Annotated in this window: 20 protein-coding genes; 11 read left to right on the top strand and 9 right to left on the bottom strand. The window is 44.1% G+C overall.

All coding sequences use genetic code 11. The features are described from left to right. Positions 1–491 precede the first annotated feature (491 nt). The 3 genes from N483_RS03235 (at position 492) to N483_RS03230 (ending at position 2,312) form a co-directional block, all read left to right on the top strand. On the top strand, positions 492–1,046 hold the full coding sequence (locus N483_RS03235; protein ID WP_023398968.1) for a DUF6932 family protein: 555 nt from the start codon (positions 492–494) through the stop codon (positions 1,044–1,046). 11 nt (positions 1,047–1,057) lie between these two features. After that, positions 1,058–1,231 (top strand): hypothetical protein, encoded by a 174-nt coding sequence (locus N483_RS26845; RefSeq protein ID WP_023398967.1) that lies wholly within the window; start codon positions 1,058–1,060, stop codon positions 1,229–1,231. Between the two features lie 301 nt (positions 1,232–1,532). Then, positions 1,533–2,312, top strand: a complete 780-nt coding sequence (locus N483_RS03230) for a class I SAM-dependent methyltransferase (RefSeq protein WP_023398966.1) — start codon at positions 1,533–1,535, stop codon at positions 2,310–2,312. A gap of 340 nt (positions 2,313–2,652) precedes the next feature. Here the strand turns inward: N483_RS03230 and glmS are convergent, their stop codons facing one another. Then, positions 2,653–4,473, bottom strand: coding sequence for a glutamine--fructose-6-phosphate transaminase (isomerizing) (gene glmS, locus N483_RS03225; protein ID WP_023398965.1), 1,821 nt, complete (start codon positions 4,471–4,473; stop codon positions 2,653–2,655). Positions 4,474–4,503: 30 nt separating this feature from the next. After that, entirely contained in the window at positions 4,504–5,280 is a 777-nt protein-coding gene (locus N483_RS03220) for a DeoR/GlpR family DNA-binding transcription regulator (RefSeq protein ID WP_023398964.1), read from the bottom strand. A 259-nt stretch (positions 5,281–5,539) separates the two neighbouring features. Between N483_RS03220 and N483_RS03215 the strand changes: the two genes are divergently transcribed. Further along, positions 5,540–6,436, top strand: a complete 897-nt coding sequence (locus tag N483_RS03215; RefSeq protein WP_036975935.1) for an aspartyl protease family protein — start codon at positions 5,540–5,542, stop codon at positions 6,434–6,436. Positions 6,437–6,472: 36 nt separating this feature from the next. On the opposite strand, the gene N483_RS03210 is transcribed toward N483_RS03215, so the two are convergent. From N483_RS03210 to N483_RS03200, 3 genes are read right to left on the bottom strand one after another with little or no spacing between them, the layout of a single operon-like run. Beyond that, complete coding sequence (locus tag N483_RS03210) at positions 6,473–8,884, bottom strand: ABC transporter permease (RefSeq protein WP_023398962.1); 2,412 nt, start codon at positions 8,882–8,884, stop codon at positions 6,473–6,475. Positions 8,885–8,899: 15 nt separating this feature from the next. Further along, positions 8,900–9,601 carry an ABC transporter ATP-binding protein gene (locus N483_RS03205; RefSeq protein WP_023398961.1) on the bottom strand — a complete coding sequence of 234 codons (702 nt, stop codon included), beginning with the start codon at positions 9,599–9,601 and terminating at the stop codon, positions 8,900–8,902. Positions 9,602–9,625: 24 nt separating this feature from the next. Then, on the bottom strand, positions 9,626–10,888 hold the full coding sequence (locus N483_RS03200) for an efflux RND transporter periplasmic adaptor subunit (RefSeq protein WP_023398960.1): 1,263 nt from the start codon (positions 10,886–10,888) through the stop codon (positions 9,626–9,628). A gap of 211 nt (positions 10,889–11,099) precedes the next feature. Between N483_RS03200 and N483_RS03195 the strand changes: the two genes are divergently transcribed. The 4 genes from N483_RS03195 to N483_RS03180 all read left to right on the top strand — a co-directional run bounded on the left by N483_RS03195 (position 11,100) and on the right by N483_RS03180 (position 16,776). Continuing rightward, complete coding sequence (locus tag N483_RS03195) at positions 11,100–12,479, top strand: sigma-54-dependent transcriptional regulator (protein ID WP_023398959.1); 1,380 nt, start codon at positions 11,100–11,102, stop codon at positions 12,477–12,479. 3 nt (positions 12,480–12,482) lie between these two features. After that, positions 12,483–13,787: a sensor histidine kinase gene (locus tag N483_RS03190; protein ID WP_023398958.1), complete on the top strand. Its 1,305-nt coding sequence runs from the start codon at positions 12,483–12,485 to the stop codon at positions 13,785–13,787. Positions 13,788–13,876: 89 nt separating this feature from the next. Then, on the top strand, positions 13,877–14,626 hold the full coding sequence (locus N483_RS03185) for a LytR/AlgR family response regulator transcription factor (protein ID WP_036975918.1): 750 nt from the start codon (positions 13,877–13,879) through the stop codon (positions 14,624–14,626). A 158-nt stretch (positions 14,627–14,784) separates the two neighbouring features. Further along, positions 14,785–16,776 carry a hypothetical protein gene (locus N483_RS03180; RefSeq protein WP_023398956.1) on the top strand — a complete coding sequence of 664 codons (1,992 nt, stop codon included), beginning with the start codon at positions 14,785–14,787 and terminating at the stop codon, positions 16,774–16,776. Between the two features lie 33 nt (positions 16,777–16,809). Here N483_RS03180 and N483_RS03175 read toward each other — a convergent pair whose 3' ends face one another. Next, positions 16,810–17,106, bottom strand: a complete 297-nt coding sequence (locus N483_RS03175) for a DUF6482 family protein (RefSeq protein ID WP_023398955.1) — start codon at positions 17,104–17,106, stop codon at positions 16,810–16,812. Between the two features lie 177 nt (positions 17,107–17,283). Here N483_RS03175 and N483_RS03170 point away from each other — a divergent pair, with 177 nt between their 5' ends. The 3 genes from N483_RS03170 to N483_RS03160 are packed head-to-tail and all read left to right on the top strand — an operon-like array spanning position 17,284 to position 19,902. Next, a complete protein-coding gene (locus N483_RS03170) occupies positions 17,284–18,567 on the top strand; it encodes a LysM peptidoglycan-binding domain-containing protein (protein WP_023398954.1) in 1,284 nt (427 codons plus the stop codon). 22 nt (positions 18,568–18,589) lie between these two features. Further along, positions 18,590–19,273, top strand: coding sequence for a hypothetical protein (locus tag N483_RS03165; protein WP_023398953.1), 684 nt, complete (start codon positions 18,590–18,592; stop codon positions 19,271–19,273). Further along, the gene (locus N483_RS03160; protein ID WP_023398952.1) at positions 19,252–19,902 is read left to right on the top strand and encodes a pesticin C-terminus-like muramidase; all 651 of its coding nucleotides are present in this window, start codon (positions 19,252–19,254) and stop codon (positions 19,900–19,902) included. Before N483_RS03165 ends, N483_RS03160 begins: the two co-directional genes overlap by 22 nt. On the opposite strand, the gene thpR is transcribed toward N483_RS03160, so the two are convergent. From thpR to N483_RS03145, 3 genes are all read right to left on the bottom strand, one after another. Then, positions 19,892–20,419 carry an RNA 2',3'-cyclic phosphodiesterase gene (gene thpR / locus N483_RS03155; RefSeq protein WP_023398951.1) on the bottom strand — a complete coding sequence of 176 codons (528 nt, stop codon included), beginning with the start codon at positions 20,417–20,419 and terminating at the stop codon, positions 19,892–19,894. The two genes, N483_RS03160 and thpR, sit on opposite strands and share 11 nt — an antisense overlap. Further along, a complete protein-coding gene (locus N483_RS03150; RefSeq protein ID WP_023398950.1) occupies positions 20,420–20,941 on the bottom strand; it encodes a hypothetical protein in 522 nt (173 codons plus the stop codon). A gap of 116 nt (positions 20,942–21,057) precedes the next feature. Then, positions 21,058–24,204: a lantibiotic dehydratase gene (locus N483_RS03145; RefSeq protein WP_023398949.1), complete on the bottom strand. Its 3,147-nt coding sequence runs from the start codon at positions 24,202–24,204 to the stop codon at positions 21,058–21,060. Between the last annotated feature and the right edge of the window lie 7 nt (positions 24,205–24,211).

The raw sequence follows: 24,211 nt of genomic DNA, 5'->3' as shown, positions 1-24,211 counted from the left end.
AACTCTTTTTAGACGTATTGCTTCGCTGTTGAGTTTGAGTAAATACGTCTTCTTATTTAGTTCGACCTCAAATAAATAAAAACAAATTAACTGTGTAGACAAACCTCAAAGTTCAGATAAGTATATTCCTTGGCTTACAATTAAATAGGCCAAGGTATTCCAGCACCAAATTTATAAACAAACCTTACCTCCTTTCAATGAACTCATCACTTCTTAATAAGCCAACCAAAACAGAGTGAAAAACCAACAACACCAATTTAAAAAATATAAATATAACGGTCAAAAAAAGCCCACACACCGAGCTAAAAATGACACAAAACTGCAATAAAATCAGACAAATAAAAAATCACTGTCAATATTTACAGCTTGAATATAATTATTTTAAATCAAATTAAAAATAATTATAAAACACACTTTACAGCTTAAAATTATTGAATTAATCTTTGGAATAAATAAGTGAGCAAACAACATTATTAATAATAAAGTGGTGTATGGAATATTTTAATGAGGTTCCCTTTGAGGAACTTAGTTTCAATAAAAAAGGATTGCTACCTTCTTTAATACATAACGAAGACGGAGTATTAAAGTACAGCTCTCCTTACGAAATTTCATGGCAAAGTCTAGAGTTGTTATTTTCACATAATACTCTAAGAAAAAAGTTATCAGATAATTTATGTATCTTGATAAGCGATTTGCAAAACAGTGAAATCCATATTGCGCGCATTTTTATAGGTGGGTCCTTTATTTCAACAAAGCCTGATCCAGATGATTTAGACATTTTGATCTTCTGGCATCCAAAAGAAAGAATTAATAATAGGCAAGAGTTAGAAGGTTACTTAGAAAGTAATGCCCATTTATTTGATAAAGAATCAATATCTAAAAAGTACAGGATTCAAGTTCATTTTCATGGACTTCTTGGTCCACTGGATACAGCTATTAATATAGCGTCAAAGTGGACGATACTAAATTCTCACTCTAGAGAATATGATTGCTTGAGGGGTATTGTTAGCATTACCCATAGCAATTTAAATAATATTAATAATTAAAGGAGTTAAATATGTCATTTTGTTTTGGTAAAGATACAAGCACTTTAGTTTCACAAGAAAACGCTGTAGAAGCATGGGGCGGTGAACTAAAATCAGTTAAGAACGTAGAGATCAACAACGAAGCACAAAAAGATAATCAACGTTCTGACATGCTTGACCTAAGTGTTAACACTCTAAACGTATAGAGTCTGACTTTACACTAATTTTGGTGTAAATAGCTGCACTATCACATTCATATAAAAACAAAATGTGATAGTGCTATTTTCTTACATACCCTTCTTTTAAAACTACGAAGAAACCACCTACACCCATTAGCCGTCAAATTTATTAAACAGCTAAAACACGGTTAAATATTACAGTAAAAAACAAAGTTAAATTATATTAAATTTAAAACACACTAAAACCAACACAGCAACCGAACCAATATAAAAACATCATTGGTTTTAGTAGAGTATAAGTTCTCTTTAAAATAAAAAGGGTAATTAAATGCTTAATAAAACTAAGCTTATAGATGAGATTAACAACATAGATGATGTCCAAGAGCACATTCTGTCTCCCCAACTGAACACGCAACAGCAGTGTGATTATTTACACCACCTTTTTTCTAAGTTTGTTAACAGTAAGCCGACGACAAAATTGCTTGATGTAGGCTGTGGATATGGTCGCCATGCACTCATCCTCTCTGAATTTAATTACGATATCACGGGTGTTGACTTGAGCGAGTCAGCTATTTCAAGAGCAGTGAGTAAACTGGAAGGACGTGCCAACCCAACTTTCATAGTTGATAACATCGCATCGTTTAAATCTGATACCCAGTTTGACGGCGCTTATGCACACAACTCCGTTTTATGTTACGTAGATCCAGAGCTTGTCCCCACTGTTTTGCAAAACATATCTGATCATTTAAAGCCCAAAGGGATATTTATTTTTGACTACTATTATCCAATTAACTTGTTGGCTCAAGGGGACTACTTGCATGATATTGAGCATGCCTCAAGCTTTGAAGGCATCGACTTGTCAATCCAAATCAAAAACTCAATTGACACCCAAATACAACAACACACCTCAGATATTCATTACGTATTAAAAACGCAAGATCAGGAAAAGTCATTTACTTTAAAAGACGCTCTCCATTACTGGGAGCCTGAAGAAATGCATGAGATGCTGCTAAATAACGGCTTTAGTCGAGTCCTCCTAGTAGACCGAGAGACAAAACAGGCAATATCCCCAACCACCAAAGGCATTTTGGTCCTTGCTGAAAAGTAGCTTTCTTTACGCCTCACCGTATCGCTACTAGGCTCAGTTAAGCCTGATAGCGATAGTCACTCAACCCGACAGCCATAATTACACAAACTTTGTCGCTAACACCCATGAAAAGTCATACTTCAAAGCGCAGCCAATCAAGGTAGCGATTTGCAACCTACTTCACTAATGTGCTCTCTGAGCTTTTGCTATAAATATCAAAAGATTAAAAAACGGTTAGTTTGCTAGCTATTTCGGAAAATTTGAAATATCGGCCTATGCTCGTTTAAGTGTGAGAATATGTAATTAATGCATAGCAACAAAAAAGGCGCTTACGCGCCTTTTCAAACCCCTAAAAACCTAATTACTCAACCGTTACAGATTTAGCTAGGTTGCGCGGTTGGTCAACATCCGTGCCTTTGATCACGGCAACATAGTATGACAACAGCTGTAGTGGGATTGTATAGACAACTGGTGCAATGATGTCTTCAACGTGGTTCACGTTCATTACACGCATTGTGTCATCAGAAGCAAACGCGGAATCTTTGTCTGCAAATACATAGATAATACCGCCGCGAGCGCGTACTTCTTCAACGTTTGATTTAAGCTTTTCAAGCAATTCATTGTTAGGTGCCACAACAATGATTGGCATATCCGCGTCAATCAGTGCAAGTGGACCGTGCTTTAATTCACCCGCTGCATACGCTTCTGCGTGAATATAAGAGATCTCTTTTAACTTAAGTGCCCCTTCCATTGCGATTGGGTATTGTGAGCCACGGCCAAGGAATAGAGAGTGGTGCTTGTCTGCAAACTCTTCCGCCAGTGCTTCAATGCCTTCAGCCATGCTCAGCGCTTCTTCTAGCTTGTTTGGTAAAGTCTTAATAGCATTAACAATCACACTTTGGTCACGACCTTTTTCTTGCGCGATCGATGCTGTTAGCATCAATAAGCCAACAAGTTGCGTCGTGAAAGCCTTGGTAGATGCAACGCCAATCTCCGCGCCTGCCTTGGTCATAAATGCCAAGTCAGACTCACGCACCAATGAAGAGCCTGGTACGTTACAAATGGTCATTGACGCCATGTAGCCCTGCTCTTTAGCTAAACGTAATGCCGCTAACGTATCCGCCGTTTCACCAGACTGAGAAATAGTAACAAGTAGGCTATTTTCGTGAACAAACGACTCACGATAACGGAACTCTGATGCAATTTCGACATTACAACTCACACCTGCAAGTTGCTCAAGCCAGTAGCGCGCAACCATACCTGAGTGGTATGACGTACCACACGCGATGATTTGAACATGTTTTACATCTTTAAAAATCTGATTCGCGCTGTCGCCAAACGCATCGATTGCAACGCGATCGTTTTCAAGGCGGCCTTCAAGAGTGTTACGCACGGCCAGTGGCTGTTCGTAAATTTCTTTTAGCATGTAGTGGCGGTATTCGCCTTTACCAGAAGCGTCTTGCGTGATGTTAGACTCAACCACTTCACGTTCAACTGGGTTGCCTTCAATATCAAAGATTTCAACCGTATCACGCGTAATACGTGCAACATCACCCTCTTCTAAGAAGATAAAGCTGCGTGTCACTGGTAAAAGTGCTAACTGATCCGAAGCGATAAAGTTCTCGCCAAGGCCTAAACCAATCACTAACGGGCTGCCTGAACGTGCAACGATGATTTCATTGTCGTTTTCTTTATCGAATACAACTGTACCGTAAGCCCCTTCTAGCTGTTTTGTTGCCGCTTGAACTGACTCAAGTAAGCTGCCATGTTGCTGGCGTAATTGGTGGATCAGGTGCACCATAACTTCCGTATCTGTATCCGATAAGAAAGCATAACCATCTTCTGTTAACGCATGGCGCAGCGCTTCATGGTTTTCAATGATGCCATTATGTACCAGCGCAATTTGCTCATTTGATAAATGTGGGTGAGCGTTCGCTTCGGTTACACCACCATGTGTTGCCCAACGTGTGTGCGCAATACCCGTTGTGCCTTTTACTTCTGCGCGCTCTAGCGCTGCAGCTAAATTTGCAACTTTACCAACTGCTTTTACCGTATTAAGTACACCCACATTGCTCAGCGCAACGCCCGCTGAATCATAGCCACGGTACTCAAGACGTTTTAAACCTTCAATTAGAATTCGGTTAACTGGGCGCTCTGCCACAGCTCCTACGATGCCACACATAATCTCTCCATTTGTTGCACGTTAGTGTGTTTATTTTTGTGTGATCTCTGCACAGATCACGTTTACGCCATGAGCCTCGATCGCTTGGCGCATCTCAGGTGCCAAGGTGTTGTCGGTGATCAAGGTTGTGACTTGCTGCCAAGGCAGCTCTAAATTTGGAATTTTGCGACCAATCTTTTCAGATTCAACCAGCACAATGACTTCTCTTGCGGTCTCTGCCATTACCTTGCTCAATCCAATCAACTCATTAAATGTGGTGGTACCGCGCGCCACATCAATGCCATCGGCACCAATAAATAGCTGATCAAAGTCATAAGAGCGTAGCACTTGTTCGGCAACTTGACCTTGGAAGGACTCCGAATGTGGGTCCCATGTGCCTCCGGTCATCAAAAGAGTGGGTTCATTTTCAAGTGACAATAAGCGGTTAGCAATGTTGATGGCATTGGTCATTACCACCAAACCGCGCTTTTTCGCCAGTTCAGGGATCATCGCAGCAGTTGTTCTACCACTATCAATAATGATTCGATTGTGGTCGCGGATCAACGCCGCTGCGGCTTTTGCAATGGCGACTTTACGCAATGGATCTTGCTTATCTATATCTGTGGCAACAATCTCTTTAGGCAGTGCCACCGCCCCGCCGTAGCGACGCAGTAGTAAGCCACTTTTTTCAAGAGCGGTTAAATCCTTTCGAATCGTAACTTCTGAAGTTTCAAACTCAGCAGCCAAAGCCTCTACACTGACTTCACCCTCGTTATTTACACGACTGACAATGGTGTGTCGGCGCTGTTGAGTGTTACGTTTGGTCATTTATCTTTCACATAAGTTTCGTTTCGAAATTTACGTGTATTCTAGACGAAACATTGAAGATTATTCAAGTTTAAATTTGCTTAAATAATTTACAATTTTATGAAGCTGTCCTTAACTGCGATCACACAGCACATTTAAATGGAATTGAATGCCAATGAAACAGCTCCCCAGTAAGCACAAAAATACATTGATACACGTCACAGCAGTACCTAAAATAGCAATAATGAAAATAACTAAATATTTATATAAGCATCATCAAATGAAATTTACATTACTCTCACTTGGGCTATTGTTTAGTGCGTTCTCTCACTCAGCAGTGACACCTTGGTTAGACTTTACCTATCAAAATGGTCTGGTCACCGTGCCTGTAACAGTATCAGGCATTGAAAGTTACGCGGTGCTGGATACCGGAGCTTCAGGCAATTCAATCAATCAAAGCTTTATTGAGGCGAATAAACTTACCTATACCCACAGTGGCAATATGAATATCCAAGGGGCATTCGATGTCAAACGCAACAAGGTATATCAAAAAGTACCTGTGTCGTTTTTTGGTATTGATACTCAGCTAGAAAATATTGCAGAAATAAATTTAGGCGGACCAGAAAAATCGCTCCTATTTGGTCGCGGTTTTTTTAAGTTATTCAATACCCAAATTGATTACCCAAACCGACGTATAAGGCTGCTTACACACGATCACCTCGACTTAAAAAAGTTTGAAAATATCGGCTTCAAAATGCAAAAAGGATTCGATCAGCCCATCGTTAAAGTGGAATTAGAAGGTGAATCAGCTTGGATGTTACTCGATACTGGTTTTTCAGGTGGCATTATCATTGAGCGCCGCTTTGCGAAAGAATTTGGCTGGCTAGACACTGAAAATGAGCAAGTAGATTTTGCAGGTGTTAATAGCGTAGAGTCAATGGAAGTTGTAAAAGCAAAAGAAGTAAAATTTGGTCCTTATACGCTCTCAAACGTTAAAGTCGCTTTTCCAGAGAAGGGCAGTAAAGTAAAGGTTTCCAGCCAGTATAGTCACTCAAGCAGCCATGTTAAAGGCGCTAAAGTCAAAGGCATTATCGGCTACGATGTGTTTAAGCATTTTGTGATGACAATGGATTTGAAAAACGGCAACTTACATATCGGTGTGCCAAAAGAATCATAATAAAAAAGCCAGCGCCCCGGCGCTGGCTTTTTACCATTACTCGTAACGTAAAATCAAAGATGGTCTTATACTTGCGGCTCGAAATGCCAGCGTTGCAACAGTTAGCCAAGTGCTCATCGCCACAAAACTTGCACTGAACAGATATACCCAAATAGCCTGTGTTATACGCTCATTAAAATGATTCAGCCACCCGTCCAAGAACCAATAACTTAACGGGAATGACAACACCATTGCCGCCACGATTAATGCTAGATATTCTTTCGCAAGCAAATTAACAATACTAATGCGAGAAGCGCCAAGCACCTTTCGAACTGCAACCTCTTTTTGCCTGCGAAGCGCAGAAAACGATGCAAGTCCCAGCACACCCAAACAAGTTAAAAATACCGCCAACGAGCTAAAGAACAAAACTAGCTGCTGTACACGATGCTCACTAATGTGTGCTTGCTGATATTCATCTTCTATGCGGGTGACAGATACCTCATGAAGCTTCAATTGTTCAGTCACTACTGTTCGCAATTGCTGCGCCACATCAGATGCCGCCACCGAGCCATCCAGTTTGACCACGATATTTGCAGACGAGTGACTAATTACACCAGCGCGAAATGATATCGGCAGCTGAGTTTGTTTCGCTGAGCCCAGCTTCACGTCGGCAACAACACCCACTATGTTCACTTGAGTGCGGCCTCGGCGCGCTGTTGCTTGTTTACCTATGACCTCTTGTGGATCCGTGTAACCTGCAAGTCGCATCATACTTTCAGAGATCAATATTGCATAACGAGTAATGCCTTGCTCATCTGTGTGCGCCCAATCCGTGCCATACTGAGGAGAAAAGTCACGCCCAGCCAAAATCGTCAGGCCTAGTGTTTCAGCTGCATAAAATCCGGTTGAAACGGTCGGTTGTGTGCCTTCTACTTGCTCACCATTTGGCCAAGTTAAGTGCAATTCACCATTCATATCAACGGTTAGATTGGTATTACTGGCAGTTGCCTGAGAAACGCCAGGTATGCTGCGAATGGTCTCAAATAGACGGTTATTGTCGGTTTTGAAAACTAACTCCGCAGGTAGATCTTTGACCAATAATCGCTCTGTTTTACCATAACCTACTTCCAAATCATTCACTAACGCCATTTGTTTGTAGATGGTCACCGCTGCGATGATCAACGCAATTGACAACACACTTTGTAAATATAGCGTCAGTTTACGTACCCAGATTGCGGTTTTCCCGCGTTGCAGATCGCCACTCAATACCCTTTTTGCACTATAAGAAGAAATAAACAGCGCAGGATATAAGCCAGATAGCACGCCAACCAGTAAAATCACCACAATAACGCCACTTAAAAACCACATAGAAAAGTCTAAGCTCAATTGCCTATTCAACAGTTGGTTTACGCTGGGCAGTGCAATCTCCACTAGTGCAAACGCAATTAAACCAGCGACACTCGCAACCAGTACGGCTTCAGTCAAAAACTGCTGAACAAGTTGCAAACGACTCGCGCCCAAGGCTTTTCTCACACCAACCTCTTTGGCACGTTTGGCCGCAGCAGCGATATTTAGGTTAATAAAGTTGGTGCTCGCCACCAATAACAAGACCACGGCCAGTGCCACGCTCACCCACATAACTTGTTTCGAGCCACCTTGCTTCATTTCAAATGGGCCACGGCTATTAAAGTGCACATCCAGCAGCGGTATCATTTGCAGTGATAAAGTTTTTCTACGACCTTGCTGGCGCTCGGTAAAGGTGCGATTAAGTTCTGTTTCAATCAACGCCGCATCAGCGTTCGGTGCCAAGCGCATATACACATAGCCATGAACGTCCGGATCGGCGTGTTTGGGCAGCGCTGTCAGCGTCTGAAAATAAAAATGCGTATTGTCTGGTAAATCTTCAAATACAGCAGCGACAGTATAACTGCCTGAGCCATGGTTCAGCTGTTCGCCCACTATATTCGTGCGGCCAAATAAGCTGATCGCCGTACTTTGACTCAGTGCTAATTGGTCCGGCAATGAAATGGCATCTTGCACTGATCCCGACAACACATTTAGAGTCACAAAATCGAGCAGATTGTTGCTGACAGAATAAAAATCTGGCAGCTGCACTTGTCTATCCGCGATTTTAACAGTCAAAGCCAACGGCGCATTATAAAACTCTAAACTGTCGGCATCGGCAAGCAACAAGACATCTTCAACCTGAGTTTGCTGCTTCATCAAAAATGGCGTATCAGTGCCTGCCGTCCCGACTAATTGCAAACCCCAACTGCGATAATCGGTATGAACCCGATACACCCGCTCGGCATTTGGCTGCGTGCGGTCAAACGAGAACTCATAGACTGCAAATAGAGTCACCATAATGGCGGCAGCCAAGCCTAGACTCAGCCCCAGCACATTTAGCGCAAAATGTTGTTTATGCTTGGCAAATGCACGCACAGCAGTGGTGATATAACTTGAAAACATAATGCCTCCTATTACTTACGCAACATGGCTTGGTTGAGTTACTTGACTGGCTTTATCCACCAAGATCCGACCGTCTAATAACCGGACCACCCTATCTGCATAGTCTCCTTCTTTCTCAGAGTGAGTCACCATGATCACGGTTGTGCCTTCTCGATTTAACTCACGAAGCATCGCCATCACTTCTTGAGAGTTTTTCGAATCTAAGTTTCCGGTTGGCTCATCGGCTAAAATCAGTTTCGGGTTGATCACCAATGCCCGGGCGACAGCGACGCGCTGTTGTTGACCGCCTGATAGCTGTTGCGGTAAATGCTCGGCTCGATGATCAATACCTACACGTTTTAAAATCTCTTCAACACGCTGATTTCTTTCTGCTTTTGATACATTTTGGTATTGTAGTGGCAGCGCCACATTCTCAAACACCGTCAACTCATCGATCAGGTTAAAGCTTTGGAAGACAAATCCGATTGAAGCTTTTCGCAAGCTTGCCATCTGTTGCTCGGAATAGCCCGACACTTCTGTGCCGTCAAACAGATAGCTACCACTTGAGGGACCATCTAGCAGACCTAAAATCGATAATAAGGTAGACTTTCCACAACCAGAAGGGCCCATAATGGCCACAAATTCACCATCACTGACGGTTAAATTAATACTGTCGAGTGCAGTTGTCTCAACTTCATGGGTTCTAAATACGCGATTTAATTGTGAGAGCTTAATCATTTTCCTGTCCTTTAATGCTTTTTATTAGTTACTTAGATTTAAAACATGGGCTTTATCAAAGTTGCCATAATGAGAGGTGATCACTTGCTCTCCCGGTGCAAGGCCTGATAATACTTGGTAATAGTGTTGATTCTTTTTGCCCAACCTTACGTTGCGACGCTGCGCTTGGGTGCCATTCTCATTGAGCACAAACACCCAGTGACCGCCGCTGGTGCTAAAAAAAGCCCCTCGCGGCAGCAAGGTCGTTTGGCTTTGCTCAGTACTAAACATCAGTTGTGCATCAAGCCCCTGGCCACGTTTGATATCCTGTGTCCCAGACGGCAATTCAGCCTCAATTTGAAATTGTGCATTCGTGACGCGACTATCAATTTTGCTTACTGTTGCGCGCAACATGTGGTCGCCATGTGCAATCTCGATAGCCATGCCTAACGACACCTGATTGAGATAAAATTCATCCAAACTGACCGCCAGCTTGAACTCGCCTGGAATGTCTATCTGACCAAGGCGCGCACCCGCTTGTTTGGACTCGCCAACCTGCACATCCAACTCGCTTAAATAACCTGACACTGGCGCTGTGACCTGCAAACTTTCGAGGTTTTTACGCGCGAACTGTAAATTTTCTTGTAACATTTTTGCACTGTCCTCCAGCTGTGCCAGTTGCACTTTGCGAATGCTGCTTTCCTGTTTCTGGCGCTCTATGGTTAGCGCATGAATATCACGGTTATATTGTAGGTTTTCACGCACTTCATCGACTTCCTCTTGGCTGATCAAACCTTTACTCAAAAGGGTTTCTGATTGCGTTAGCTTTCTTTTTAAGTGGCTGATCTCCAATTCAATATCCAATAAATCACGCTTTAAATTAAGCGCATTGGTGGTCATGGTCATTTGCGTATTGCGCAAAAAGTTTAATTGCTCAGTCACCTGCGCTTCACGGCTCATTACGTCCAACTGCAAATTGGTATTGGAGAGCTGTACCAAAGGCTGCCCTTGCTCAACATAGGCACCTTGCTCTAGCAAGCGCGCTTCAACACGACCACCGGAAACAGTATCTAAAAAAATGGTCGTTTTGGGGACCACCTGCCCACGCACACTCAACGCATCTTTGAATCCTCCGCTGACAACTTTATTGATCGTCAGGCCAGCCATGTTCACAGTTTGAGACAGTCCTTGTTGTTGCGCCGATTGACTCATGCTGTATGCACCAAACCCTATCAGTAGAGCAACAGCCGTTGCGAGCACAGGTTTTAAAAATCTGCGGCGTGTCGGTGTAGTAATTTTTTTGTCCATGGTATCAGCTCCTTTGGCTTAGATACCTTAGTTAAAACAAGTTTAATGCCAAAAATTAATTCTTTATAAATCAATAAATTATGGGTTTGATTTAAATACTCTTTTTAATAAGTGTCCGAAAACAGAACAGGTTGATGTCCATAATTGGACAGTTAAACGGGTTTTACGTTAAGCTCTAACGGTCAAAAAATAACTATAACGAGCTCATCGCATGGACAAGCACGGCACCATTCTTATCGTCGACGACAACACAGACGTCTTACTTGCAGCAAAATTACTGCTGAAAAAGCACCATAAAAAAATCATCACGACAAATAATCCGTTTGACGTTGCATCACTGCTTGATAGTCATCCTGTTGATGTTATTTTACTCGATATGAACTTTGATCGAGATGCCATCAGTGGCCAAGAGGGGTTCTACTGGCTAAAAAAAATCCACGCCCAAGATCAGAGCATAGCCGTGGTACTGATGACCGCATATAGTGACGTGCAGCTCGCCGTCGAAGCCATCAAAAATGGCGCAACCGACTTTGTTGCCAAGCCATGGCAAAACGATCAACTCCTGACGGTTATTGCCACCGCGCTCGCACATGCGCAAGACAAAAAAGCACTCAACCAATTATCACGACAAACACAAGGACTCAGTCAGGCCCTCAGTTCTCCCCAAAGTGAATTTTTGGGCCAAAGTGATGCCATGCTGCAAGTGTTTGATACTTTAGAGAAAGCAGCGAAAACCGATGCAAATATCTTAATTACAGGGGAAAGTGGCACAGGTAAAGAGCTCACGGCACACGCCATTCATGCCCAAAGTCCACGCGCGCACATGCCATTTATTAGCCTTGATATGGGTGCCGTTTCGGAAAACTTATTTGAAAGTGAGCTATTTGGCCATAAGAAAGGGGCATTTACCGATGCAAAAGCAGATCGTGTTGGTCGTTTTGAACTGGCTCACGGCGGCAGCTTATTTTTAGATGAAGTCGCTAATATGCCTCTCGCACAGCAAGTTAAATTGCTTGCTGCTATCCAAAACAGACAGATCACCCCGATTGGTAGTAATAAGGTCATCGATACTGATATTCGCCTTATATGTGCAACCAATGAAGCACTCCCAGAAGCCGTTGCAAATGGGCAGTTTCGCCAAGATCTGTTATATCGAATCAACACCATTGAGATCCGCCTTCCACCGCTAAGAGAGCGTCAAGCAGATATTCCTCTGCTCGTGCAGCACTATGTCGATATCTATCAGCAAAAGTACCGCCGTGATTTAACCCTGCCTCCCAGTGCTATGCGTTCACTATGCGCATATCACTGGCCCGGCAATGTGCGTGAACTCGCCCATACTATCGAGCGCGCCGTGATCTTATCCGAAGGCAGCGAGCTTGCCATTCATCACGTGCTGGTTGCTGAGAAGCAAACGAATGATGCACAAAATGAGGCTCTGCAATCTGATACCTTTGATTTAGAAATTATTGAGCAGCGCACCATACGTGCGGCACTGAAGCACCACCAAGGTAATGTCAGTCACGCAGCTAAAGCGCTGGGACTGACGCGAGGCGCAATGTACCGCCGCCTAGAAAAGTACGGGCTGTAACCCATGGATATACACTTTAAGGCTATGCTTGGCACTGTCAGTTTACTGTTGAGTGGCGCTTTACTGTATCTATCCATTACTCATTATGGAGTCAGTGCGGTTACGGCGGTCATGCTACTTATTACCATTATGCAAATAGGTTGGATCAGTCGCCTCTTTCAACAAACATTGCGCTATCCTGAGCAATTGTTTCGCGCTTTAGCCAATGGCGATCACACACTCGGTTTGCCACTGGCTCACCCACTACGCAAAAGTTACGAACAGGCTCGAGCGCATATGCAAGCCGCACAAATAGATGCTGAGCGACAGGTACAGTTTATCAACGCGGTATTCAATCATATGGATCTGCCGATGTTAATCTGTAATGAGCATGAGCAAGTGATTGAGCAAAGCTCCGCTGCGAGCAAGCAACTTGGTATTAAAATCAACCATTTACAATCACTGAATGCAGGAAGTGCCGAGGCGTATAAATTCATTTCTGAAGCCACAACAAACCAACATGGCACCTTTACGTGGCAACGTAAAGAGCAGCCAGACACCCTGTATATACAAGTAAGCACCTTACGAGTGCAGTATCAAGAATACAAAGTGGTGACACTGCAACCTATTACTGAGCAACTCAATGCCAAAGAGCAGCAAGCGTATAAACAATTAACCAAAGTGTTGACACACGAGGTCGCAAACTCAATCACACCTTTAGCATCGATGGCGCAAACTTGCTTAACCTTGCTCCCCGAAGGACAGACATTTGACGAGCTAGACGACAAACAAGACTTATCCCTTGCTTTGACGACTTTGGCGTCCAGAAGCGCACATTTAAGTGAATTTATACAAGAGTTTAGACACTTAAGTAATTTACCTGCGCCCAAGTTGCAACCCACAAATCTGAACGACCTGCTAAATTCGATAAAACAGTTATTTACTGCTCAGCACCCCGGTGTGCAATTTGAAGTAGCGTGTGCAGCACACACTATGTGCACACTCGACGTAAAACAAATTGAACAAGTACTCATCAACCTTGGTAAAAATGCCATTGAAGCGATGACCACAACCGCTAATAGTACTCCCAAAATCCAGCTAACAAGCTTAGTTAACGAACAAGGTCAACTGTGTGTCGATATCTGTGACAATGGTCCGGGCGTCAGTGAACAAGCCAGCAAAATGATGTTTGTGCCGTTTTTTTCAACCAAACAGCAAGGCTCAGGTATTGGTCTCAGCTTATCGAGACAGATAATGGTTCAACATGGCGGTGAGCTCATTTATTTAAATCGTCCAAAAGGCGCCTGTTTTCGTTGTGTGTTCGGTTAAGCAACCTGCTTAAAATATCATCACAATTATATAGGCAAATAGAATTATTCTAGTAAACTACTACCGCGTTTCTGATTTAGGGTTACATGATGACTGAACAACTTAAAAAGGAATGGCTGATCTCCTGTGCAGGTTGGAGTGCATTCATCTTCTTCATGACGGCGACCTATGTACTCTACGATTGGGCTATGCCACCCGCTGAGGAGATCAACAATCGACCGGGATGGGCTTTGCAAGAATGGGGGATCTGGTATGTGCTGACGCCTATCGTATTTCGTTTACTCAGCCAATACCACAGTGCAAAGCTTTTAACGAAACAAAGATGGATCGCGATTATCTCACTGATGCTGTGTATTTCTATGACCTATCAAGCCATTTTTGACTTCTTGGTACTGTGCGATCCGATCCCTTATACCATGCTTTATTTCGCGCCGTCACACCCATTGGTATTAGGTGTGATCAGCTATCTTTGGCATACTTTCTTACGCACAGAATTAACCGAACAACACGACGTGTTTGAAGTAGATGCTGGCAGCAAAACCGCATTATTAAGTTATGATGATATCACCCATATTAACTCTGCCAGCAATTATGTTGAGCTGCATACTGAGCATCAGCATTTCCTTAAGCGCATCACATTAAAGCAAGTTGAGCAGCAACTACCCAACTCTCAATTTGTCCGCACCCACCGCTCTCATCTGGTCAACTTGAACTACATTGAACGTATTCAAATCAAGCCCTCAGGCAGCGGACTGGTGTTACTCAAAAGCGGTCAAACCGTTGCGCTGAGTAAAGCATTTAAGCCCGCGCTCAAAGCCAAACTCAAACATGTCGCGTAGCAGCCAGCACAGCACTCGTCCCGCGCCACTTGGGACGAGTGAACAATACCTATCCATTCGTCCCAAAAAGCGACCAACTATCCCTAGGTTATTGATTAGCATAGATTGATTTATTCAAATATCGTCAGCAAGTAAGTTGACAAGGGACTCAATCAACCATGACATTTCGTAACTATCGGGCCATCTCGCTCAGTTTTTACTGCCTAGGTGTATGCTATTTTGGTGCCTCAGCCGCAGCAGAAGTACCGCCTCTTAACAGTGAGCAATTTGCCGTTGTACAATTCACAGACTCGGCACTCGACAATCTATATGGACAAAATGCACTAGATAAAATCAACCAGCTACCTGGCTTTACTTTATCGCAATCGAACTCACAACGCGGGCTCAGTGCTGCCGCAGGCAATGTGCTGATCAATGGCGCAGCTGCTGTTTCTAAGTCTGAGTCGCTCACCAATATTTTAAGACAGCTGCCAAGCGACCAAATTGCCGCTATCCATCTATACAACAGCGGTCACCCCTTTGGCACTGCAAATCAATTTAATCAATTGGTTAATGTGATCACCCGTGCGCCCAAACTCAGCGCACACTGGCAAGCGCGCAGTAAACTCACTTCAGCTTATCAGGCTTATCGACCCAGTGAGTTGGCAGCTCAAATTTCGTTACCCGCAGACGCATGGCAGCATCAGGTCAATATGCACTATCAAGATGACCGCTATCAATCAACCTCACTGTATGATGAACGCGATAAAGTTGGCATGACGCTTGAGCAAGGCCATGAAGATTTCTTTGAGAAACTCAATAGCCGACAAGTTTCATTAACCAGTCAGCGCAATCTCGAAGACACTCGGCTAGCACTGTCAATTAAAGCGACCAATGACGGCACACAAATAGCACAACGCCGCACTAGTGCTCAGCAACTTCCCTGGCTGTTTGATAGCTATCTATCTGAATCTGAGTATGAAATGAGTGTTAATTGGCAACACAGTGGCCAACATAGTCAATGGCAGTTTATTGCGCTGCACAATCGTAATATGACCGATGCCAACGAGGTAACATATCAGCACGGCCCAATTGCAGATTTATATCAGCAACACAAGGTTCAGCAAGAGCAAGTAGTACAATTTAATTTTAGCGCGCCTAACATGCGCTATGCACCAGAAATGGGCATTGAAATCAGCCGCAATCAGTTGCATGCAATAACCTATTACGACAGTGGATTTGAGCAAGGCCAAGTCACCGAGTTACGCTATCAACCTTATGCAGCTATCACCACAGAACTAAGCGAACAGTGGCAATTGTATACTCGCTTAAATACGGAGCGTACAACGTTATCCAGTAGCGCTCAGCAAGGCAGTAAAACCTATTTGGGTTTTATCAAACCTGTAGCAAGGTTAAGTTACGACCCTCAATCGAATTGGGATGTTATTTTTACTGCTCAGCATCACGTAGATCAGCTCGATTTTGATGACTTTGTGCAGAGCCAAGATGCTGAATTTGACCGCACACAATCTGGCAACCTGCAACTGAGGCCAAGCCAATACAGTGAGGTGGCGGCCCAGTTCAATATCCGCCTAGCCGATACCCTAGTGATGAATTTCAATGTATTTCACCAGTGGCAAAAAGACATACATGAATACCTGCAATTACCCGATGGCGACACTATGATAGGCAATGCGGGACATGCGAGTCAGTTTGGCGCCTCTCTCAGTGCAACTTGGCAAACAGAGCACTGGCTTGAAGGGAGTCAATTGAGCGTCAGCTATGATTTTGCGCATGCGCAATATGATGACCCACTCGCAGGAAACCGGCCTGTTGACGGCCTCACACCCCAAAGCGCGAATATCGAGTTTCGTCAAGATATGCAGCAATATAGCTGGGGACTTGATATGTACATCCCAGAAAAAGAGACCAATTATTACGTTGACGAAATATACATAGAAAAAGACCAAGTAGAAGTAAACGCATTTGCAGAATATCAACTGTTCACTGATTTACGGATGCATATCTCCTTGACCGCGCTTAACACGGCCAAATACAGCTATGTGCAAAACTTTTACGCCAACAATCGACATGGTTCGTACATAGGCACACGGCGTTTTGATGAACGTGTCGATCCTGTTGTCACCATTTCGTTACTGGGACAGTTGTAGACTGGGGCATAGCGCCCCATCAAGGGACTCAGGTCAATGCACTAAGGGTAACTTAAAACGGCAGTGGCCATCACTGACGCTACCGACCATTTCATCATAGGCGGTTTCCATGTCGAGGGTGGCTTCTGTGGCACCGAGATGTGCCAGTTCAACCTCAGCTTCACGCAGTGAATTGTAGGTCACCACTTTACCCTGTTTGTCCGTGATCAGATGATAATTACCTAATACATCTAAACCACCAGCCAAATAATGATTGGAGTCTGCATAGCTCAGAATAATGGGATCCATATAACTATGCTCAAATTGCTCTTTCAATTCTGTGCGATCCATAAAAACACCTCTTGCTAAATGGAACTACTTACTTAAACGCACTCACACCCAGTTTAGTTCAAAAAATAAACAGAAACTATGTAAATTAAGCTTGGTGTACCAATTTTTTTAACTTGTGTATTTATTTCACTAACTTATAAAATAGTGCCAGAAGAATAACAACAATACGGCGCTACCATGCTTAAACGATCGCTACTTATTGCTTGGGTCCTATCTCTGACGGCCTGCCAATCTACCCAAGAAGACTCGACAGATCTTAGCCAAAACTCTCTGCCAGAATTACATATCGAGCCATCGCCTTTACCAGAACAGAGCAAAGAGACTGTAACTTCAGCGTTTCCCATTGCGCCAATGCAGGTTGAAGATGTTTGGCAGCGGATCCGCCAACAAATCAGTTTCGCTCCTTCAAGTCACCCTCGAGTACTGACACGGGTAAATTGGTACCTCCAACATCCCAACTACATGGATACCATCAGTCAGCGCGCAGATCCGCTGTTGTACTATATTGTCACTGAAATCGAAAAGCGTGGACTCCCCATTGAACTAGCGCTGATGCCTTTGATCGAAACCGACTTTGACATGCAGGCCTACTCACACAAACACGCTTCAGGCCTTTGGCAACTCACGCCTTTGATTGCAAAACATTATGGTATCGAAATAAACCCTTGGTACGATGGACGCCAAGATCTCATTGATTCAACCAATGCTGCACTGGATTTTTTGACCTATTTACACAAGCGTTTTGATGGTAATTGGTACCACGCCATTGCCGCCTATAACACCGGCGAAGGACGTGTTTTAAGGGCCATTGAAAACAATCGTAAAGCGGGAAAATCAACCGACTTTTTTGCCCTCAAACTGCCACGTCAAACGCGTCATTACGTGCCAAAGCTCATCGCTGCAACACAATTACTTAAACAACAGCTTATGCCCTTTCCAGCCATTGCAAACCAACCGGCGATCAGCGTCGTTTCTTTGCCAGCTGCGACAATTTTAGACAGAGATCCAAACTGGTCTATGTTGGCAAAATTGAACACCGGCTACGCACGTTTTCCGGCCTTGCTCGGTGGGCCCAATCGATTGATCATGCCCATAGACAAAACCGCAGAGTGGGCCGCTTATGCGCAAAACCTGCCGACCATGCCTAGTAACCAGTGGCAAACGTACACAGTTCGCCGTGGTGATAGCCTCAGTGTCATTGCCGCCAATTATGAACTCAGCGTCAGTCAGTTAAAGTCATTCAATCAACTGCGCTCAGATACCATACGCATCGGACAGCGCCTCGTATTGCCGGTATTGGCAGATCAACATTACACCTATACTGTTAAATCCGGAGACAGTCTATGGCGTATTGCTAAGCAATTTAACGTCTCAGTAAACAAGCTAAAGCAATGGAATGAACTATCAAACTCGACATTGCAGATTGGCAAGCAGCTGACCATCTTCTTGGCTGCTCCCTGATCGCATCAAAAGGAAATGAATAATGTCTTCTCATCCAGAACAAATACCAGAACCACCCTGCACTAAGCCCAAACTGAAGTTGCGTTTGTCACGCTCAAAGATGAACAGTATTTTAGCGCTATGTGCCATTTTAATCTCTGCTGCTTCCTTTTACGCAACCTACATGCAAGCCAAAGCCGCACAAGAGCAAGTCACTGCTGCTGAGAGGCAATTGTACGCAGAAACCTGGCCTTGGCTGCAGGTCAGCTACAGTGATTACGATATTGAAGCAGAGCGTGCGCATATGAAAGTGAAAGTCACAAACTCCGGAACGGGCCCCGCACTGATCAAATCCATGTTATTTACCTACCGCGACACACAATACGATAGCTTGGTCGAGTTGCTAAACGATTGTTGTAGCCTCAAGGCGTACCAGTCAGCACTGAAAGAAGCACAAGCTGACAATGCCGACATCAACTACATGAAGCAGTTTGGCTGGTATGTGACCAGCAACCCAAACAATGCCCTACTTGCTGATGGCAATGATTTGGTGCTGTTTTCTATGGTAAGAAGCCAGTTCAACAACAGCTTATGGGAGAAAATTGGCGACATAGCCCATGACATTGAAGTAAATACTTGCTATTGCTCTCTACTAGAGCAATGCTACATAGTCAACAAAGAGTCAGACGTTAAAAAGGTTGAGAGTTGTTCCAACGCCATACAGTAAACCGTAGAAAAGCGGCCAAACACATTTGTTTGTACGAAGGAGTCATTGCCCATTTATACCTTGATACGCGGGGCAATGTCACCCTAGGAGCTGGCTTTCATATCACCAGCGCCAACCAGCTCAATAAATTGGCATTGCGAGAAAAAGCCACGCACAAAGCCGCAAGTCGGGCAGTTAAGTGCCAAGAATTTGAAAACATTACACGGCTCCAGTCAGGACGGCTGGCAAGCTGGTACGAACCACATTGCAAACTCTACTTACCACATGAAGAATGCATCAAACTGTTGGAGAAAAAAATTGCCGAGTTTGAAGCTGAATTAGAAACGCTCTTTAGTGCAAAAAACGGCTATATTCCCTTTCGCCGTATGCCAACCAATGCTCAGCTCGCGCTGCTCGACATGGCGTACAATTTAGGTACTCCTAACTTGAGTCGTGCATGGCCCAATTTATTGCACGCCATTCGCAGCGAAAACTGGCAAGATGCCGCCAAAGAATGTCGACGAAAACATGTCAGTACTGCCCGCAACCAAGCCACAGAGCGCTTATTTAAACAATGTGGCCATACCGGCATGCTGCAAAAGCTAAGTCACTATATTCTTACCAAGGCGCTGTCTTGGCTTAAGCGCTAAGTTTAAATGTGTGGATCGGCGAATAATGCAAGCCATCAGCCTGTGAATGCGAGTGATAAAGGTGAAACTGCGTCACGGCAATAGAAAAAGGCATGAGCGGGCTGTTTACCTGAGGCGTCGGTTTAACACCTCTAAATAAGGTAATGTGCGGTGAAAACGGATAAGGGTTGCGATACAACCCCTGCCGCTCCGCGCAAAGTCGCAATGGCTCAGCTAACTGTAATAAGTGATGCGCATTAGTGTGATCGGGCCGCAAATAAAATATCCCATTGTGTGACCAGTAGCCGGTTTGAGAGAAGTGCAGTTGAAAGGGCGGCGCAGCGAGTGTCTTTGCGAACTCCACCATCGCGTCTTCTCGCTGACTATCAACTTGGCCCAAAAAAGCCAAAGTCAGATGCCAGTTACGCATCAATGTTGGCGCTTTATTCGCACTCACATGCTGAGCCAGCCAGCTCTGAATATCTAAGGCGTCGCTTTTTGCCAAGCCAATACCAAAAAATAATCGCTTAGTAGCCACTTATTTAAATACCACGCTTTTATCACTGGGCTGATAAGTACGGGTTTCTGGTTGTGTCCATTTCCCTTGTTTAAAATATTGAGTTGCAACAGTAAATTTGCCATCTTTATAACGACTGGTAGATTTGACTTCGGTAATACCATTTTGGTTACCAACAACCTGCTCATAAGCTGCAAACTCGTACTTGTTGATCACTTCAATACGTCCGGAAGTATAAAACCCTGCTGTGGTAAAGTAGTAAAACACCAAAGACTGTTTTTGTTTATCCCAAAAAATCAAAGACTCGCCACCATAGTCACCTGAATTGATTGAGTGTAGTGTTCTGATAGCCGTTCCATTGAGTGCGCGCTCCCAACGACTGATATCTTCCACTGCAGGCGCATCTGCTGACATACTGAAACTGGCTTGCCAAGTCCCCAAATAAGGCTTAAATACTTTGAGCTCGCTTGCCAGCTCGCCGGCCCAGACAGATGGGTTGTATATACATGCTAAACATAACAACCAACGCAGAGTTTTCATCATTTTATTCCTCATTTTTTTAGACTGTAATTTATTCTGCAAGGCTTTAACTTTAGTGTGCCTCTATGCAAAGCACAAAAAAAGCGCTCAAGTGAGCGCTTTTTCATTCATGTCCGCAATTATGCTTTTTTATCTGCTGAAAAGTACTTACGGCGTAACAGGTCGTGTATTACCAGCTCCTGCTCTCTACCATACGCCTTGAACATGCGATTGTTGTGCATATGCAAGAGTGAATTCAGCAATGAATCCCGAGTACAATTCAGTTGCTTTTCTGTGATCTGGCGATTCAAAACTTCAATCACTGGCGCTGCGCTATTTTGCCACTGTTCTAAAATGTTCAATATCGCAGATTGCGCCTCATCACATTGATTCGCCTGCTCAGGTACTAGCTTGATAAAGTCATCGTCTAGCTTCTCTTGGTATTCACGATAACGGCTACCCAGCTGCTTACGCAATGCACTGGTTTCGTTGAACTCTCGGCCGAAGCCCTCGCGCAGCTGACTCACCAAAGCAAAACGCGCTTCATCTGTATACTCAAACATATTCAGCAGTCGATGGGTGCATGCCAGCGCAACACGCCAACGAATGTCTTCACCATATTCTTCTACCAATGCACATGATTGAGCGATTAATCGGCTATCAAACATAAACAGCGACTCAACCAAACCCATTGATTCAGGACCACCGTAACGCTCAACTTCTCGCTCGTAGGTCATTAACTCAACCTTGTGAAGCTCTCCTGATTCAATTTTTGGATCTAGTAGTGCATTTAAGCGCGGTAACAGTTGGCCACACAATAGTTGCGGATCACCGTGGAAACGCAGACGAATATGCCAATCAGGATCACCGTATCGAATAAAGAACCACTTGTCATAGAGCCCAGCATTTTGTTCAATCAAAGGCAATAACTCATCCGTCAATAACTGTTCGACCAAAGAGTTACCTGAATATATCTTTAAGCTTAGCCACTCAGAGCCTGCACTGAAACGACGCTTAATCGGCTCCGCAGTAATATTTGCAATAGGATCATCTGAGAAATGACTGTGCACCACAGCATGTTCGTTGAAAAACGGCACTATCACTTCATTGTTATAATGGTGACCTGCGCTGTCCACTACGCGAGAGCGATAAGCACTGGTTAGTACTTCTTTTAACTCGACTGTCGTCTGGCCCTTGCTTTCTCCTAATAAAATGGCAAACATATCCGGATTGCGTAAATCCAGCTGCAATACATTGTCAGCCATGGCAAAGCTCACTTGCGCATCCAACTGGTATTTTTGCATTAAGTCGTCAAGCTGCTGGCGATTGAACTGGCCTTTTTTATTGACCGCTTCCAACTCTGTGCGCTCGATACGCCAAGTCTTCTCACTGAGGATCAGGTTATCTAACATCACTCTAGGTACAAATGAAGCGCGCTCTGTACTCGATGGCATACTAAAGTGCGGCGCGCGCCCTTCTTGGTGTTGCAACATACATAGGAACTTATAGGCACTTAAGCTGCGTGCCGAGTAATTATGTGCACTCGATAAACGCGGGATAACTTGCTTATTTAAACGCTTGCTCCACAGCTTCACTTTTTGACCTTCAACCCACACATGCAAATCACTGAGTGGGATTTGGAATTCGTCACTCAACGCGCTGTCAGCCATAAATACAATTTCATATTGCCTCAAATGTGGTCGGGCTATCACGTTACCAGGTCGCCCTTCAGGCATATGCACAACTTCTGCAAAAATGACATCTTCACTGTGGGACTGTTCATGGGTTAAATGTTCGGTGACCGACTCTTTTAATTGCGGGTCAAGGTGACAGAACCGGCCCAATAAGTTTGCTGCGGATGGGCCATAACAGCCATTAAATTTATAGACAGGATTGCCTCTGTCATCTTGATATAGGCTCAGCATAGTGCCAAAAGAGTATGGAAAACTCTTTACAGCGTCTTTGTTATTTATTTTCCCTTTGAGCTCTTTGCTCTTCAACACCACACAGTCTTTGCCACGGTTTTCAGGTAAACTCAGCGCGCGTTCAACAATGCTGTCAATCATGCTCACTTCAGGCGCTGTCGCCTGATTAGAACCATTGCGTGCTAAGTTTAACCCCGCGACCAACGGTGCTTCGTAGCCTGTTTCGGTAGAAATACCTATGCCTGATTCATCGTCCAAAATCACATCTAGAGGCACAAACTGGCCTTCAAAGCGGCTGTTAAATTGCGTCATAAACTGACTTAAACCAGATCCGGCACTGGTGATAGTCAACCCTGCGATCACTTCCAATTGTTTTTGTACACGCTTGAGTTCCATTTCAGAAATTTGGCATTGCTCAAACGCGCGATAGATATCACTTTGGAATAGTTTGTTTTCTTGTGCCTTCACCGGCAGGTTTTCAAGGTGAGACAGCAGCTGCTTGTACGGTGCGATCTCACCACTTCGTGCGTTATCAAGTTGCTCTATTTGACTCAGTGCCGTTGCCAGCTTGTCCGCCGCATCCAACTCTTTAATGCCTTCAATTGATTTAAGTAACGCTTGATCCGGAGAATCGCCCGTCAAAGGCAGTGGAATATCAGCAAGCAACACGCCTTCATCGATCAGATCTTGAATATAGTTTTCGACCTCTTCTTGATCCGCTTCTTGATAGTGCGCAAGAAAATGCGAAACAAGCGCATTGAAGCTCAAACCCGGTTTAGCCAATTCCAGTGCAAACTTAAAGTACTCATCACTTTCAACGGCGCTTAATCGATACTGCATGGTGTCATCAGACAAATAAGTTTCGATATAACGGCACTGCTCGGCAATAAAGTAATGTGATGAGTTTGGCTTATAGGTCAGATGATCTGAACGTGAAGCATGTTTAATAAAATGCTCTTTTAACGCCGACAAATAAAACATATCAAGCCGGGTTTTGCGTGTATCTTTAGTGTGTTTTGCTGGTGTTAGCGTGGTTTGACTATCTACTTTCCCTTGATGAATGCCTGAGAATAAGCCAAATGGTGTAGGGCGCGAACACATGCGCACCATGTATTTAATCAGTGCATGGGCGACTTTTTTACCCTGTTTAGAGTCAGGTTTAGTGCGCCATTGATCGATGCGCTCCAGCAGTGATGGACTGGCCAGATAAATCGCTTCTTCAACCCCAGGTGTCGCCAACCATGCACTTAACAGCGTGTTTGTGTCTTGGTTTTCATCGCCAAATGCCACCAGCTGCTCCAAGGCTAAACGCGGTGTACGTATTACAAAAAAATTATCACTTTTTAATTGTTTGCTAGACATATCTGTA

The organism is Pseudoalteromonas luteoviolacea NCIMB 1944, from assembly GCF_001625565.1.
In the GTDB taxonomy this organism is placed as follows: Bacteria; Pseudomonadota; Gammaproteobacteria; order Enterobacterales; family Alteromonadaceae; genus Pseudoalteromonas; species Pseudoalteromonas luteoviolacea_F.
This window is presented reverse-complemented; position numbering and strand designations above follow the sequence as displayed.